Origin of the sequence: Micromonospora sp. NPDC047557 (genome assembly GCF_043205095.1) — a bacterium.
Lineage (GTDB): Bacteria > Actinomycetota > Actinomycetes > Mycobacteriales > Micromonosporaceae > Micromonospora.
Window position 1 is genome coordinate 332,933 of record NZ_JBIDDK010000003.1, and the last position, 14,549, is coordinate 347,481.

The 14,549-nt window shown below is 73.4% G+C and carries 11 protein-coding genes; all 11 read left to right on the forward strand.

From position 1 onward, the window contains the following. Positions 1-341: 341 nt before the first annotated feature. The 11 genes from mraZ (at position 342) to ACGGAQ_RS12035 (ending at position 14,469) form a co-directional block, all read left to right on the forward strand. Positions 342-773 (forward strand): division/cell wall cluster transcriptional repressor MraZ, encoded by a 432-nt coding sequence (gene mraZ, locus ACGGAQ_RS11985; RefSeq protein WP_007463034.1) that lies wholly within the window; start codon positions 342-344, stop codon positions 771-773. A gap of 206 nt (positions 774-979) precedes the next feature. Beyond that, complete coding sequence (rsmH, locus tag ACGGAQ_RS11990; RefSeq protein WP_393047891.1) at positions 980-2,020, forward strand: 16S rRNA (cytosine(1402)-N(4))-methyltransferase RsmH; 1,041 nt, start codon at positions 980-982, stop codon at positions 2,018-2,020. Positions 2,021-2,079: 59 nt separating this feature from the next. Then, positions 2,080-2,685: a hypothetical protein gene (locus ACGGAQ_RS11995; RefSeq protein ID WP_355134883.1), complete on the forward strand. Its 606-nt coding sequence runs from the start codon at positions 2,080-2,082 to the stop codon at positions 2,683-2,685. 3 nt (positions 2,686-2,688) lie between these two features. Further along, positions 2,689-4,890: a penicillin-binding transpeptidase domain-containing protein gene (locus ACGGAQ_RS12000; RefSeq protein WP_393047532.1), complete on the forward strand. Its 2,202-nt coding sequence runs from the start codon at positions 2,689-2,691 to the stop codon at positions 4,888-4,890. A gap of 52 nt (positions 4,891-4,942) precedes the next feature. Then, complete coding sequence (locus ACGGAQ_RS12005) at positions 4,943-6,505, forward strand: UDP-N-acetylmuramoyl-L-alanyl-D-glutamate--2,6-diaminopimelate ligase (RefSeq protein ID WP_393047535.1); 1,563 nt, start codon at positions 4,943-4,945, stop codon at positions 6,503-6,505. Next, positions 6,502-7,899, forward strand: coding sequence for a UDP-N-acetylmuramoyl-tripeptide--D-alanyl-D-alanine ligase (gene murF / locus ACGGAQ_RS12010; RefSeq protein WP_393047538.1), 1,398 nt, complete (start codon positions 6,502-6,504; stop codon positions 7,897-7,899). The genes ACGGAQ_RS12005 and murF overlap by 4 nt, the downstream gene beginning before the upstream one ends. Next, positions 7,896-9,020 carry a phospho-N-acetylmuramoyl-pentapeptide-transferase gene (gene mraY / locus ACGGAQ_RS12015; RefSeq protein WP_354856133.1) on the forward strand — a complete coding sequence of 375 codons (1,125 nt, stop codon included), beginning with the start codon at positions 7,896-7,898 and terminating at the stop codon, positions 9,018-9,020. Before murF ends, mraY begins: the two co-directional genes overlap by 4 nt. Positions 9,021-9,576: 556 nt before the next feature. After that, entirely contained in the window at positions 9,577-10,986 is a 1,410-nt protein-coding gene (locus ACGGAQ_RS12020; RefSeq protein ID WP_393047894.1) for an FtsW/RodA/SpoVE family cell cycle protein, read from the forward strand. After that, complete coding sequence (gene murG, locus ACGGAQ_RS12025) at positions 10,986-12,092, forward strand: undecaprenyldiphospho-muramoylpentapeptide beta-N-acetylglucosaminyltransferase (protein WP_354856134.1); 1,107 nt, start codon at positions 10,986-10,988, stop codon at positions 12,090-12,092. The genes ACGGAQ_RS12020 and murG overlap by 1 nt, the downstream gene beginning before the upstream one ends. Next, positions 12,089-13,654: a UDP-N-acetylmuramate--L-alanine ligase gene (gene murC / locus ACGGAQ_RS12030; protein WP_387180012.1), complete on the forward strand. Its 1,566-nt coding sequence runs from the start codon at positions 12,089-12,091 to the stop codon at positions 13,652-13,654. Before murG ends, murC begins: the two co-directional genes overlap by 4 nt. Continuing rightward, positions 13,651-14,469, forward strand: coding sequence for a cell division protein FtsQ/DivIB (locus ACGGAQ_RS12035; protein ID WP_393047543.1), 819 nt, complete (start codon positions 13,651-13,653; stop codon positions 14,467-14,469). Before murC ends, ACGGAQ_RS12035 begins: the two co-directional genes overlap by 4 nt. Positions 14,470-14,549 lie beyond the last annotated feature (80 nt).

Genomic DNA, 14,549 nt, shown 5'->3' on the forward strand with positions numbered 1-14,549 from the left:
GCGAGCGAGGTTACCGGACCGCCCGCCTCACCAGATCGCCGCCGACGGTGAACCGTTCGGCCGTGGCATCGGCGCGGGTGGGCGGCTCGCGCTCCACCGGACGGAGTCGATCTATGTCGGAAAGCGGACCACGCCGGGGGAGGGCTCCGGCCCTCCACCCCGCTCCACCCCGTGTGACGTGCGGTTTTGCGCGTGAATCGGCCGCGCCACGCGGGCGAATCTGGTTGCAGGTGGAGGGAAGTGGAGTAAGGTGGGGCCCAATGGTGAGGCCGGGAGGGCTCACCGGCCCGGGGGGTCAGCGGCGCCGCGAACGCCGCTCAAGGGCGAGGGGGTAGGGCCGGATGTTCCTCGGCACCCATACTCCGCGCCTGGACGACAAAGGCCGGTTGATCCTTCCGGCCAGGTTCCGGGATGAGCTGGCGGGGGGTGTCGTGGTCACCAAAGGGCAGGATCGTTGCCTCTATGTCTTTCCGACACCCGAGTTCCAGCGGATCGCGGAGCAGTTGCGCGCGCAGCCGATGACGCACAAGGCGGCCCGGGCCTACAGCCGGGTCTTCTTCGCCAGCGCGCACGACGAGGTGCCGGACAAGCAGGGCCGCGTGACGATTCCGGCACACCTTCGCCAGTACGCCGCGCTCGACCGTGACCTGGTGGTCATCGGCGCGAGCACGCGGGTGGAGATCTGGGACAAGGTCGCCTGGGAGACCTACCTCGCCGAGAGCGAAGACGACTTCGCCGACATTGAGGAGGGGGTGCTGCCCGGCGGTCTGTAGGGCGGAACGGCGCCCGACGTACTGCGAGATCTCCAGCCGCTTTCGAGTTCCTGGCACCCCTTCCCCGGTGCCAGGCGCACGATCCAGTCATCGGGCGAGCGTCCGGTGTCCGGCGGGAGCGGATGGGGATCTGGCGGTACGACGGCAGCGCCGTCGCCACGGCAGGCGCGCGAGAAGAACGGACGTTTCAACCAGTGGGGGTCGACATGGGGGAGTTGCGCGGCACGCACGTGCCGGTGCTGCTCGAGCGGTGTCTCGAGCTGCTGGCCCCCGCGCTGGGTCGGGGCGGCCGGACGGTGCACGTCGACGCGACGCTCGGCCTGGCCGGGCACGCGGAGGCGGTGTTGGAGGCGCACCCGGAGACGGTCCTGATCGGGCTCGACCGGGACACCGAGGCGCTCGCTCACGCGCGGGTCCGGCTGGCGCGGTTCGCCGACCGGGTGCACCTGGAGCACGCCGTCTACGACGAGCTGCCCGAGGTGCTGGAGCGGCTGGGCTATCCGGGCATCGACGGGATCCTGTTCGACCTGGGTGTCTCGTCGCTGCAACTGGACGCGCCCGACCGCGGGTTCGCGTACGCGCAGGACGCGCCGCTGGACATGCGGATGGACCAGACGCGGGGGGTGACCGCCGAAGAGGTGGTCAACACGTACGCCCATCCGGATCTGGCGCGGGTGCTGCGGGTGTACGGCGAGGAGAAGTTCGCCGGCCGGATCGCCTCGGCGATCATCCGGGAGCGCGAACGCGCCCGGATCACCTCGTCCGCGCGGCTGGCGGAGCTGGTCCGGGACTCCATCCCGGCACCAGCGCGACGAACGGGCGGACACCCGGCAAAGAGAACGTTTCAGGCTTTACGGATCGAGGTAAACAGAGAGCTGGCAGCGCTGGAGACGGCGCTGCCGTCCGCGCTCGACGCTTTGACCGTGGGCGGTCGCATGGTGGTCCTGTCCTACCACTCGCTGGAGGACCGGCTCACCAAGGCGGCGCTCGCGGATCGGGTCCGCAGTAAGGGCCCGATCGACCTCCCGGTTGAGCTGCCCGGGTCCGGTCCGACGTTCCGGCTGCTCAGCCGGGGCGCCGAACTGCCCGGGGAGGAGGAGGTCGCCGCGAACCCGCGCGCCGCTTCGGTGCGGTTGCGGGCCGCGGAACGACTCGACCCGAACGCGACAGAACAGGCGCGGACCGACCGCGAACGGTCCCGCCGCAGGGTGAAGGGGATGCACCAACCGGGCACTGGGTCAGCCTGATCCGTGGGGGATCAGGGGCACCGGGACGGCAGAGGGACGGATGTAGAGGGGGAGGGGACATGAACATTGACAAGCGCGACCGCCGGGACGTCACCGGCGGCGGGCAGCGCGCACCGCGGTCGGGGGGCCGGACCGCGGCGGAGCGAGCCCCGCGCGTGGGGAACGGTACGCCACGCATCGATCGAGTCAACCGGCAGGGGGAGGCTCGCGCCCGGGGGGCGCGCGAGTTCCCGACCCAGGGCAGCGCTGCGCTGCGTCCGGCCGAGAAGGCCAGCGTCGCGGCGACCGCTCGCTCGCCTCGGCTGCGGGTGGCGCCGCCGCCGCCGGTGTCGGTGCCGCGTGCGCCGTTCGCGGCGCTGATCGTGGTGCTGGTGGTCGGCGGGGTGCTCGGCATCCTGGCGGTCAACACCAAGATCAACGAGAACGCGTTCCGGCTGGAGAAGCTGCAGCAGCAGCAGGCCCGACTGGACCTGGAGAAGCAGCAGCTGGACAAGCAGATCACCGAGTACGAGGCGCCGGGCAACCTGACCGCCGAGGCGCGTCGGCTGGGTCTGGTGGACGCCGGTGAGCCGGCGTACATCCGGATGCCGGACGGCAAGACCATCGGCGTGCCGAAGCCGGCGACCGGCCAGCCGTCGGTCACCAGCCAGGGCGCGGGAGGCTGACCGGTGCCACCGAGGTCGGACGAGCCGCGCCGGAACCCCCAGGGGTCCCGGCGCGGTTCTTCGCGTGCGGCCGGGCCCGCCGACGAGGAGTCGCGGGCCGGCGAGCCGGGCATCGGGGGAATCTCCGGCGCCCGCGCGTACACCCCGAGGGGCCGGACCGTCCGCGAGGGCACACCGGCGCGCGGCGGGGCCGCCGAGCAGCGACGTACCCCGCGCAGCACCCGGTCCGGCGACCCGTTCCGGCCGGCGTTGCAGGTGCTCGACGGCGGCCGGGCCGCCGCCCGTTCGGGCCGGCGGGACGCTCCGGCGGCCGGCCGGGGCGGCGTCGTGCGCACCGTCGCGCCGCGCACCCCGCGCGGCCCGGCCGGCGACGAGCCGCCGCCGCGGCGCCGCACCACGCCGCGCGCGCCCGGCCGCGCCGACCGACCGGCGGCCCGCCGGCCGTCGCGCAAGCCGCCGCGCCCGCCAAAGCTCGCCGACCCGCGGCTGCGGCTGCGCTTGGGCACCGTGCTCACCCTGGCGCTCTTCGTCGTCATCGGGGTGCGGTTGATCTTCCTGCAGGCGGTCGACACCCCGGCCTACGCCGGTGGTGGCGTCGCCGACCGGACCCGCACGGTCGAGCTGCCCGCGCCGCGCGGCGCTATCTACGACTTCCGGGGCGAGCCGCTGGCCCACAGCGTCGAGGCGCGGTACGTGTTCGCCGACCCGACGCTGATCGAGGACCGGCCCGCCACCGCCAAGGCGCTCTCGCCGCTGCTCGGCATTCCGGTGTCCAAGCTCACCGACCTGATGAAGCCCCGCAAGCTGGAGAACGGCAACCCGTCGCGGTTCGAGTACCTGGCCCGGGGGGTGGAGATCCCGGCGGCCAAGCAGGTGCTGGCGCTGGAGCTGCCCGGCATCGGTGTGCACCGCGACGAGCGCCGGGAGGTGCCCGGCGACGACCTGGCGGCCAACCTGATCGGCTTCACCAGCCAGGACATGGTCGGGCTGGAGGGGCTGGAGGCCCGCTACGACGAGCTGCTCGCCGGGCAGGACGGCAAGCGGGTGTACGAGGCCGGCCTCGGTGACCTCGCCGCGCCGATCCCCGGCGGCTACAGCAAGACGACCCCGGCCAAGCCGGGCAGCTCGCTGACCCTCACCATCGACCGGGACCTGCAGTTCCGTTGCCAGCAGATCCTCAGCGCGGGGATGGCGGGGCAGCGAGGCGCGACCGCCGCCGCCGTGATCATCGACGTCGCCACCGGCGAGGTGCGGGCCCAGGCCAGCGACCCCACCTACAACGCCGCCAAGCCGGGAGACAGCGACCCGGTCGCCCGCGAGGACGCCGCGACCAGCTTCGTGGTCGACCCCGGCTCTGTGCACAAGGCGATCACCTACGGCGCCGCGCTGCAGGAGGGGGTGATCACCCCGGACACGACGCTGCCGATCGCGAACAGCATCAAGATGGGGGACACCTGGTTCTCCGACACCCACCCGGCCAACGGCCGCAAGATGAGCGTGCCCGGGATGCTGGCCTTCTCGTCGAACGTCGGCGCGATCACCGTCGCCGACCTGCTCGGCCGGGACCGGCTGATCGACTACCAGAAGCGGTTCGGGCTGGGCAAGCCCACCGGCGAGGGCCTGCCCGGCGAGGCCAGCGGCCGGCTGCTGCCAGCCGATGAGTGGAGCGGGTCGTCGGCCGGGTCGGTGCCGATCGGGCACAGCGTCGACGCCACGCCGTTGCAGATGGCCGCCGCGTACGCCGCCATCGCCAACGACGGCACGTACGTGCAGCCGCACCTCGTGAAGGAGACGATCGGCCCGGACGGCAAGCGCACCCCCGCGCCGGCGCCGGTCACCCGCTCGGTGCTCAGCCCGCAGAACGCGGCGGCGCTGCGCACCATGCTGGAGGCGGTCACCACGGTCGAGGGCGCCACCGGCACCCTGGCGGCGGTCCCCGGCTACCGGGTCGCCGGCAAGACCGGCACCGGCTGGCGTCTGGTGGACGGCAAGAAGCAGCCGGGCGAGGTGTCCTCCTTCATCGGCATGGCCCCCGCCGAGAAGCCCCGGTACGTGATCGCGGTCTTCGTGTACGCGCCCGGTGGTGGGGGCGCGGCGATCGCCAACCCGGCGTTCCGCGACATGATGCAGTTCACGCTGCGTCACTACCGCGTGCCGCCGTCCCCGAGTGGTTCCGCACCCAAGTTCGTGGTCTTTCCGCGCTGACCAGCGGAGGGGCGACATCATCGGTGAGTGCCGACGAACCACCGGGGCGGCTGTGCGGCCGGAACCGGGCGACCGGGTAGGGTCTGACGCCGTGCCCGGCAATCCACGTCCACGTACCGTGACCGGCGTCCGGCTCGGTGACCTCGCCGTCCGGCTCGCCGTCGACCTCCCGGCGGACGCCGCCGACGTGGTCGTCACCGGTGCCACCCACGCCAGCCAGGAGGTCCGCCCCGGCGACCTGTACGCGGCCCTGCCCGGCGCCCGCCGCCACGGCGCGGAGTTCGCCGTCGGCGCCGCCGAGGCCGGCGCGGTGGCCCTGTTGACCGACCCGGCCGGCGCCGAGCTGGCGGCGGCGAGCGGCCTGCCCGCCCTGGTGGTGCCCGACCCTCGCGCGGTGCTCGGCGAGCTGGCCTCGGCGGTGTACGGCGACCCGACGGCGGCGCTCACCGTGATCGGCGTGACCGGGACCGCCGGCAAGACCTCGACCGCGTACCTGGTCGAGTCGGGGTTGCGCGCCGCCGGGCACACCACCGGGCTGATCGGCACCGTGGAGACCCGGCTGGGTGATCTGGTGATCGACAGCGTGCGCACCACCCCGGAGGCGACCGACCTGCACGCGATGCTGGCCACCGCCCGGGAGCGCGGCGTCACCGCCGTGGTCATGGAGGTCTCCAGCCACGCCCTGGCCATGGGCCGGGTCGGCGGGGTGCGCTTCGCCGTCGGCGGGTACACGAACTTCGGCTCCGACCACCTGGACTTCCACGCCGACAGCGCCGACTACTTCGCCGCCAAGGCGCAGCTCTTCGACGGCCGGTGCGCGGTCGAGGTGCTCAACCACGACGATCCGGCGCTCAAGCCGCTCTACAAGCCGGCGACGGTCAGCTACTCGGCGGCCGGCGACCCGTCCGCGACCTGGTGGGCCGACGGTGTCGACGGCGAGGGGTACGCGCAGCGGTTCACCGCGCACGGCCCGGACGGCGTAGTGCTGGCCGCCGGGGTGGCGCTGCCCGGGCGGCACAACGTGGCCAACGCGCTGCTGGCGATCGCCGCCCTGGTGGGCGCCGGGGTGGAGCCGGCGACCGCGGCGGCCGGCGTGGCCGCCTGCGGTGGCGTACCCGGCCGTCTGCAACTGGTCGACGTCGTCGGGCCGGTACGCGGGGTCGTCGACTACGCGCACAAGGCCGACGCGATCGTGGCCGCGCTGGCCGCGCTGCGCGAGCTGAGCGCCGGCCGGTTGATCTGTGTGATCGGCGCCGGCGGGGACCGCGACCGGGGCAAGCGCCCGGTGATGGGCGCCGCCGCGGCCGAGGGGGCCGACGTGGTGCTGGTGACCGACGACAACCCGCGTACCGAGGACCCGGCGGAGATCCGCGCCGAGGTGCTCGCCGGGGCGTACCGGGCGGGTACAGCCGCCCGGATCATCGAGGTGGCCGGTCGCCGGGACGCGATCGACGAGGCGGTCCGACTGGCCGAGCCGGGCGACGTGATCGCGCTGCTCGGCAAGGGCCATGAGCGGGGCCAGGAGGTGGCGGGCGAGATGTTCCCGTTCGACGACAGCACCGAGCTGGCCGACGCGTTGCGGGCCCGCTTCTCCGACCGGGCGGGTCAGCGGTGATCGCGCTGACCCTGGCCGAGGTGGCCGCGGCGGTCGACGGGCGGCTCGTGCACGCGGACCCGGCCGCCACCGTCACCGGTTCGGTCGAGTTCGACTCGCGCAAGGTGGGGCCCGGTTCGCTCTTCGTGGCCTTCCCGGGGGAGAAGGTCGACGGGCACGACTACGCGGCGACGGCGCTGGCGGCCGGCGCGGTGGCGGTGCTCGGCACCCGCGAGGTGCCCGAGGTGCCGATGGTGCTTGTCGACGACGCGCTGACCGCGATGGGCCGGCTGGCCCGCGCGGCGGTGGCCCGGCTGCCCGAGCTGACCGTGATCGGTGTGACCGGCTCCTCGGGCAAGACCACCACGAAGGACCTGATCGGCCAGCTCACCGCCCGCCTCGGCGCCACGGTGGCCCCGCCCGGGTCGTTCAACAACGAGCTGGGTCACCCGTACACGGCTCTGCTGGCCGGGCCGGACACCCGCTACCTGGTGATGGAGAAGGGCGCCCGCGGCATCGGGCACGTGCGCTACCTGTGTGAGCTGGTGCCGCCCCGCATCTCGGTGGTGCTCAACGTCGGCACGTCGCACATCGGCGAGTTCGGCTCGCAGGACAACATCGCGCTGGCCAAGGGCGAGCTGGTCGAGGCGCTGCCGGCCGACGGCCTCGCCGTGCTGAACGCCGACGACCCCCGGGTGGACGCCATGGCCTCTCGCACCCGGGCCCGGGTGGTCCGCTACGGCGAGGCGCCGGACGCCGACCTGCGCGCCGAGGACGTCACGCTCGACGAGCGGGGGCACCCGTCGTACACCCTTGTCACGCCGGAGGGGCGGGTGCCGGTGCGGCTCGCGTTGACCGGTCGTCACCAGGTCGGCAACACCCTCGCCGCCGCCGCGGTCGCCCGGGAGCTGGGCATGCCGCTGGCCGACCTGGCCACGGCGCTCGGCGAACTGGGGCTGAAGTCCACCCGGCGGATGGACGTCTTCGACCGGCCCGACGGGGTGACGGTCATCGACGACTCGTACAACGCCAACCCGGCCTCGATGGCGGTCGCGCTCCGGGCGCTCGCCAGCCTCGGTCGGGGGCGGCGTACCGTCGCGGTGCTCGGTTACATGGCCGAGCTGGGCCCGTTCGAGCGCGACGGCCACGCCGAGGTCGGCGGTCTCGCGGCCGAGCTGGGTGTCGACCGGCTGCTCGTGGTGGGTGAGCCGGCCGCGCCGATCCACGAAGGCGCGACAGCGGTAGCGAACTGGGGAGGAGAGTCGGTGCTGCTCACCGATCAGGCGGCGGCCGTCGAGGTGCTGCGGGGCGAGCTACGGCCGGGCGACGTCGTCCTGGTCAAGGGTTCCCGGTACCGGACCTGGGAGGTGGCCGACGCCCTGCGCGCCGACGCCGCCGAGGAGGCCAGTCGATGAGGGCCATCATCGTCGCCATCGGGGTGGCCTTCGTCGTCTCGCTGTTCTGCACGCCGATCGCGATCAAGGTGTTCACCCGGCTCAAGGCCGGCCAGCCGATCCGGTCTGACGGCCCGGCCATGCACCAGGGCAAGAAGGGCACGCCGACGATGGGCGGCGTGGTCTTCATCCTGGCCACGGTGATCGCGTACGTCGCCGGGCACCTGGCGCTGACCACGCTGCCGGACGCGCAGATCGCCCAGGTGGAGCCGACCATCACGGCGCTGGTGCTGCTGGGGCTGATGGTGTTCTCCGGCGCGGTGGGCTTCCTCGACGACTTCCTCAAGGTGCGCAAGCGCAACAGCGCCGGTCTCAACAAGCGTGGCAAGTTGCTCGGCCAGATCCTGGTCGGCGCGGTCTTCGGAGTCATCGCGCTGTGGTTCCCGAGCACCATGACCGACGCGACGGGTAAGGCCACCAACACCCAGACCGTGGGCAGCACCACGCTGAGCTTCATCCGGGACATCGACTTCCTGGAGGTCAGCAAGGTCGGCGCCGTGATCATCTTCATCTTCGTGGTGATGGCCGCGACGAACGGGGTGAACCTCACCGACGGTCTGGACGGTCTGGCCACCGGCGCCTCGGTGATGGTCCTCGCGGCGTACGCGCTTATCGCGTTCTGGCAGTACCGGCACTGGTGCGCCGACCCGAGCTACACCCAGCCGTACTGCTACGAGGTCCGTGACCCGTTGGAGATCGCGCTGATAGCCGGGGCCGCGGCCGGGGCCTGTGTGGGCTTCCTGTGGTGGAACACGTCCCCGGCGCGGATCTTCATGGGTGACACTGGGGCGCTGGGCCTGGGCGGCCTGATCGCCGGCATGGCGATGTCCACCCGGACCATCCTGCTGCTGCCGATCATCGGCGGGCTCTTCGTGATCATCACGATGTCCGTGGTGATCCAGATCATCTCCTTCCGGACCACCGGCAAACGCGTGTTCCGGATGTCGCCGCTGCAGCACCACTTCGAGTTGGCCGGCTGGAGCGAGGTCAACATCGTGGTCCGGTTCTGGATCATCGCCGGCATCGGTGTGGCCATCGCCCTGGGCCTGTTCTACAGCGAGTTCCTCGCCAACATGACCTGATCCACCCTGTTCACCCGCCTGTCCGCCTGCCTGCCCGCCCGCCCGCCCGCCCGCCCGACCGCCGGGCGGGCGGCGATGCGGTGTGCGCGTAGCCGGTCGGGTGGCAGGGTGGTCGAACTCTCCTTTGCTCTGCTTCAACTGACGCAACACTCGCGCGGCAAAGGTGTTGCGTCCGTTGAAGCAGAGCAAAGGGGCCGGGCACCTTCCCTGGGGGCCGAATGCCCGACACGCCCGGTGCATCGTTGTGGGCCTGTCGGGCGTGCCGAACGGTGATGATGTCCGGGTGGGGGAGGAACCAGGCACCGAGGACAGGACAGCCGGTCGACCGCGACGGTCACCGGGCACGGCGCGTGCGGCGGAGCCCGACCGCGCCGCCCGCGAGCCCGACCGCGCGGCCCGCGAGGCGGACGGAGCGGCGCGTCCGGCGGAAGGCGCGGCGCGTGAGCCGGGCCGGGGAGCGCGTGAGCCGGGCGCCGCGGGGCGTACGGCGGGCTCGACGGGGCGTGAGCCGGAGGGCGGCGCTGTTCCGCTGCGCGGATTCGACGCGGCCGGCGGACTGGCCGCGCTGCGCGGCCTGCTGGACCGGCCGCTGGCGTCCTACTACCTGCTGCTGTCCAGCGCCGGCCTGCTGCTGCTCATCGGGTTGACCATGGTCTTCTCGGCGACCAGCGTGAAGGACTACGCCGAGGACGGCAACGCGTCCGCCTCGGTGACCAAGCAGGCCATCTTCGCGGTGATCGGCATCGGGGCGTTCTGGGCGTGTCAGCGCCTGCCCGCCAGCACCTACCGCACCCTGGGCCGGCCGCTGCTGATCACCTCGGTCGTGCTGCTGCTGGTGCTCAACCTGCTGCTCGCGTACGCCCGACTGGCCGGCCAGGAGTCGGCCCAGCTCGGCCCGCTGCGCGCCGAGCTGCTCTGGCTGTTCGTCGGCGGCATCCAGCTCCAGCCCTCCGAGCTGGCCAAGTTCGCGCTGGTGCTGTGGGGCGCGCACATCATCGCCCGCAAGGGCGCCGCGTTGGGCTGGTGGCGAGAGCTGGCGACTCCGCTCTTCCCGGTGATCGGCCTGCTGTTCGTCCTGGTCGGCTACAACGACGTGGGCACCATGCTCTGCCTGCTGGCCCTGGTCGTCGGCCTGCTCTGGGCCGCCGGCGTGCGGATGCGGGTCTTCGGGGCGCTGACCGTGGTCGGGCTGCTCGGCGTCGGCCTGCTCGTCGCGGTGGCCTCGCTGGGCGCCGGCTCCGGCGAACGCGGCGCGGAGAACTACCGGCTGGCGCGGCTCACGCTCTTTCTCAACCCGCCGCCCCCGGAGCAGTGCGGTGACCCCTGCTACCAGATCTACCAGGGCCGGCTGGCCATCGAGCACGGCGGCTGGTTCGGCGTCGGGCTGGGCAAGAGCAGCCTCAAGTGGGACTGGCTGCCCGCCGCGCACAACGACTTCATCTTCGCGATCATCGCCGAGGAGCTGGGCGTGATCGGCTGCGCGGTGGTGCTGAGCCTGTTCGCGGTGCTCGCGTACACCGGTCTGCGCATCGCCCGACGGGTCGAGGACCCGTTCCGGCGGCTCGCGGCCGCCGCGGTGACCACCTGGCTGGTGAGCCAGGCGGTGATCAACGTCGGTGGGGTCGTGGGGCTGCTGCCGATCACCGGCCTGCCGCTGCCGTTCATCTCCGACGGTGGAAGTGCCCTGGTCGTGACGTTGGCGGCGATCGGGATGCTGGCGTCCTTCGCCCGCGCCGAACCCGATGCGGCCAGAGCACTGCATGCCCGTCCGCCGGCCCGGTGGGTCCGACTACTCTGGGCCCCGTTGCCGCCGCTTCCCGGCCGGCGTCGCCGACCGGCGTCGCCGCCGGCTGGCCGAGGGTCCGTGCCCCGGTCCCGCGAGCGGCGCCAGGACGACCAGGCCGCACCGCGCGGCGCCCGGCAGGGCCGGAGCCGCCAGGGTACGGCGAGCGAGAGGAGACGCTGATGGGTCCGCTGCGTTCGGTGGTGCTCGCGGGAGGTGGCACCGGGGGGCATATCTACCCGCTGCTCGCCTTCGCCGACTGCCTGCGCCGACACGACCCGGGCGTCCGGATCACCTGCCTCGGCACACCCAAGGGCATGGAGAACGAGCTGATCCCGCCACAGGGTTACGACCTGCGGCAGATCCCGGCGTACCAGCTGCCCCGGTCGGTGAACATGAACCTGGTGCGTACCCCGGGCCGGATGTGGACCGCGGCCCGCGCCGCGGGCAAGGTGATCGACGAGGTCCGCGCCGACGCGGTCGTCGGCTTCGGCGGGTACGTCTCGGTGCCGGCCTACCTGGCCGCGTGGCGCCGCGAGCTGCCCATGGTGATCCACGAGGTGAACGTGCCGCCGGGCGTGGCCAACCGGCTGGGCATGAAGTTCACCAAGAACATCGCGGTCGGCTTCCCGCACCAGCCGAGCCAGGCCGAGTCGCTGCGCGACGCGACGGTGGTGGGGGTGCCGCTGCGCCGCAGCATCGCCTCGCTGGATCGGTACGCGCTGCGCAACGCCGCCCGCGCCCACTTCGGGCTCCGCCCCGACCTGCCGGTGCTCTTCGTCGCGGGCGGCTCGTCGGGCGCCCGCTCGATCAACCTGGCGGTCTCCGGCGCGGCCAAGGAGCTGGCCCGCAACGGTGTGCAGGTGCTGCACGTGATGGGGGCCCGCAACGAGCCGGTGCCGATCCCCACCGACCTGCCGGTGCCGTACGTGACGCTGCCCTACCTGTCCGAGATGGAGCTGGGCTACGCGGCGGCCGACCTCATGCTGGCCCGGGGCGGTGCGATGACCGTCGCCGAGGTGGCCGCGATCGGCCTGCCGACGATCTTCGTGCCGTACCCGCACAGCAACCAGGAGCAGAAGCGCAACGCGCTGCCCGTGGTGGAGGCCGGCGGCGGGCTGCTCGTCGACGACGGGGAGCTGACCCCGGACTGGCTGGAGCGCGCGGTGATCCCGCTGATCCGCGATCCGCAACGGCTCTACGCGATGGGCGCCGCGGCGTCGGCGTACGGGCGGCGCGACGGTGACGAGGCGCTGCGGTCGTTCGTCCTCGAGGCGGTGGCCCGGTGACCGCTCAGTTCACCCCGGCGGGCACGCTGACCGCCGAGGACCTGGGCGCCGTCCACCTGATCGGCGTGGGCGGGGTGGGCATGCTCGGCGTGGCCCGACTGCTGCTCACCCGGGGCATCCGGGTTTCCGGCAGCGACCTGCGCGAGTGGCCCTCGCTGGCGGGTCTGCGGGCGCTCGGCGGCACCATCTACCTCAGCCACGAGGCGACCAACCTCGACGGGGTGGACACCGTCGTCTACTCCTCGGCCATCCCGAAGGACCACCTGGAACTGGTCGAGGCCCGTCGACGCGGCCTGCGGGTGCTGCACCGCTCGGAGGCCCTGGCCGCGGCGATGACCGGTCGCCGGGCGGTGGCGGTCGCCGGCACCCATGGCAAGACCACCACCACGTCGATGGTGACCATGGTGCTCCAGCAGGCCGGGGTCGACCCGTCCTTCGTGATCGGCGGGGAGATCTCCGAGGTCGGCTCGGGCGCGCACCACGGCACCGGCGAGTACTTCGTGGTGGAGGCCGACGAGAGCGACCGCTCGTTCCTCATCTACCGCCCGTACGTCTCGATCATCACGAACGTCGAGCCGGACCACCTGAACACCTACGGCGACTACGCGACGCTGGAGGCGGCGTTCGTCGAGTTCGCCCGGCTCACCGACCCGAACGGGTTCATCATCACCTGCGCCGACGACCCGGGCGGTCGGCGGCTGGCGGCGACCCTGCGCGCCGAGGGGCGGCGGGTGTTCACCTACGGCGCGGCCGAGGACGCCGACCTGCGGCTGACCGAGATCGTCTCCTCCGCGCGCGGGGTGCGCTACCTGGCCGCGATCGACGGCCGGTCGCTGGGCGAGTTCCGGCTGCCGGTGCCGGGGCGGCACATGGGGCTCAACAGCGCCTCGGCGGTGCTGACCGCGTACCTGCTCAAGCTGCCGCTGGAGGCGGCGGAGGCGGCGCTGGCGGTCTTCCCCGGCGTGCGGCGACGCTTCGAGCGCAAGGGCGTCGCGGACGGCGTGCTGGTCTACGACGAGTACGCCTACCACCCCACGTCGATGACGCTGGCGATGCAGACGCTGCGCGAGGTGGCCGGCGACGGGCGGTTGATCGTCGTCTTCCAGCCGTACCGGCTGTACCGCACCCGCGACAACCAGGCGGAGATCGCCGAGGCGCTGGCCATCGCCGACGAGGTGGTGCTGCTGGAGGTCTTCGGGCCGGGCGAGCTGCGCCAGCCGGGTGAGGGCTCGGCGGCGCTGATCGAGGCGGTGGCGCTGCCGGCCGAGCGGAAGGTGTTCGTCGACTCCTGGGATGCCGCGCCGGTCGAGGTGGTCCGTCGGGCCCGCCCGGGGGACGTGGTGGTGACCATGGGCGCTCCGCCGATCTCGCTGATGGGTGACGAGCTGCTGGCCGCCCTGGGCGCGCGTACCGCCGAGTCCGCGCCGGGGGCGACTGTCGACCCGGTGGCCACGACCCCGGCGATCGGCCAGCCGGTGCCCGGCGGGTCCACGGCCGGTGGCGACGGGGCGGCGCTCGGTGGCGCCGCCGCACCGGACGGCGCCGCCCCCACGGCCGGATGAGCCCGGGCCCCGCCCGAGGGCGGACCAGCGGCGCCGACGGCGGCGCCCCACGGCGCGGTCCGGTCCGGCGTTGGCAGTTGGTCCGGGCTGGCAGCGACGCGGTGCCGGCGTCGACCCGCCGCTTCATGGCCCGGGCCCGGCAGCGTCGGATGCGGGCGGCGTTGCCGTGGGCGGTGGCCGCCGGGGTGCTGGCCCTGCTCGGGATGGTCGCCTGGACGGTCCTCGGTACCGGGCTGTTCGGGGTCCGCACGGTGACGGTCGAGGGCGCCAAGCTGGTCACGGACGTGCAGGTGCGCGACGCGGTGGGGGTGCCCGACGGGGTGCCACTGGCCCGGGTGGATCTGGCGGCCGCCGCGCGTCGGGTCGGCGCGTTGGCGCCGGTGGAGCGGGCCACCGTGTCGCGGGACTGGCCGGGCACGCTTGTGGTCCGGGTGACCGAGCGGACGGCGGTGGCGGTGGTGCCGCAGGCGGACGCGTTCGCGCTTGTCGACCGCAGCGGCGTGGCGTTCCAGACGGTGGCCCGCCGCCCCGCCGGGCTGCCGCTGGTGCGGGTGACCCGGCCCGCCGCCGACGACCCGGACACCCGGGCCGCGCTGGAGGTGCTCGGGGCGCTGACCCCACAACTGCGGGCCGAGCTGGTGGAGCTGAAGGTGGAGGGCCTGGCCCGGATCAGCCTGCGGCTGCGCGGAGACCGCACGGTGGTCTGGGGCGATGCCACGCGGGGTACGGACAAGGCCCGGGTGGCCACCGCGCTGCTCGACGAGGACAGCAAGCGCATCGACGTGAGCGCGCCGGACGTGGTGACCTTCCGCTGACCGGCGAGCGTGCTCCGGACGTGACGAGTCGCGCTCCGGCGGCGACACGCCGGTCGGGTCCTTGGCTCATCGCGTGGTGG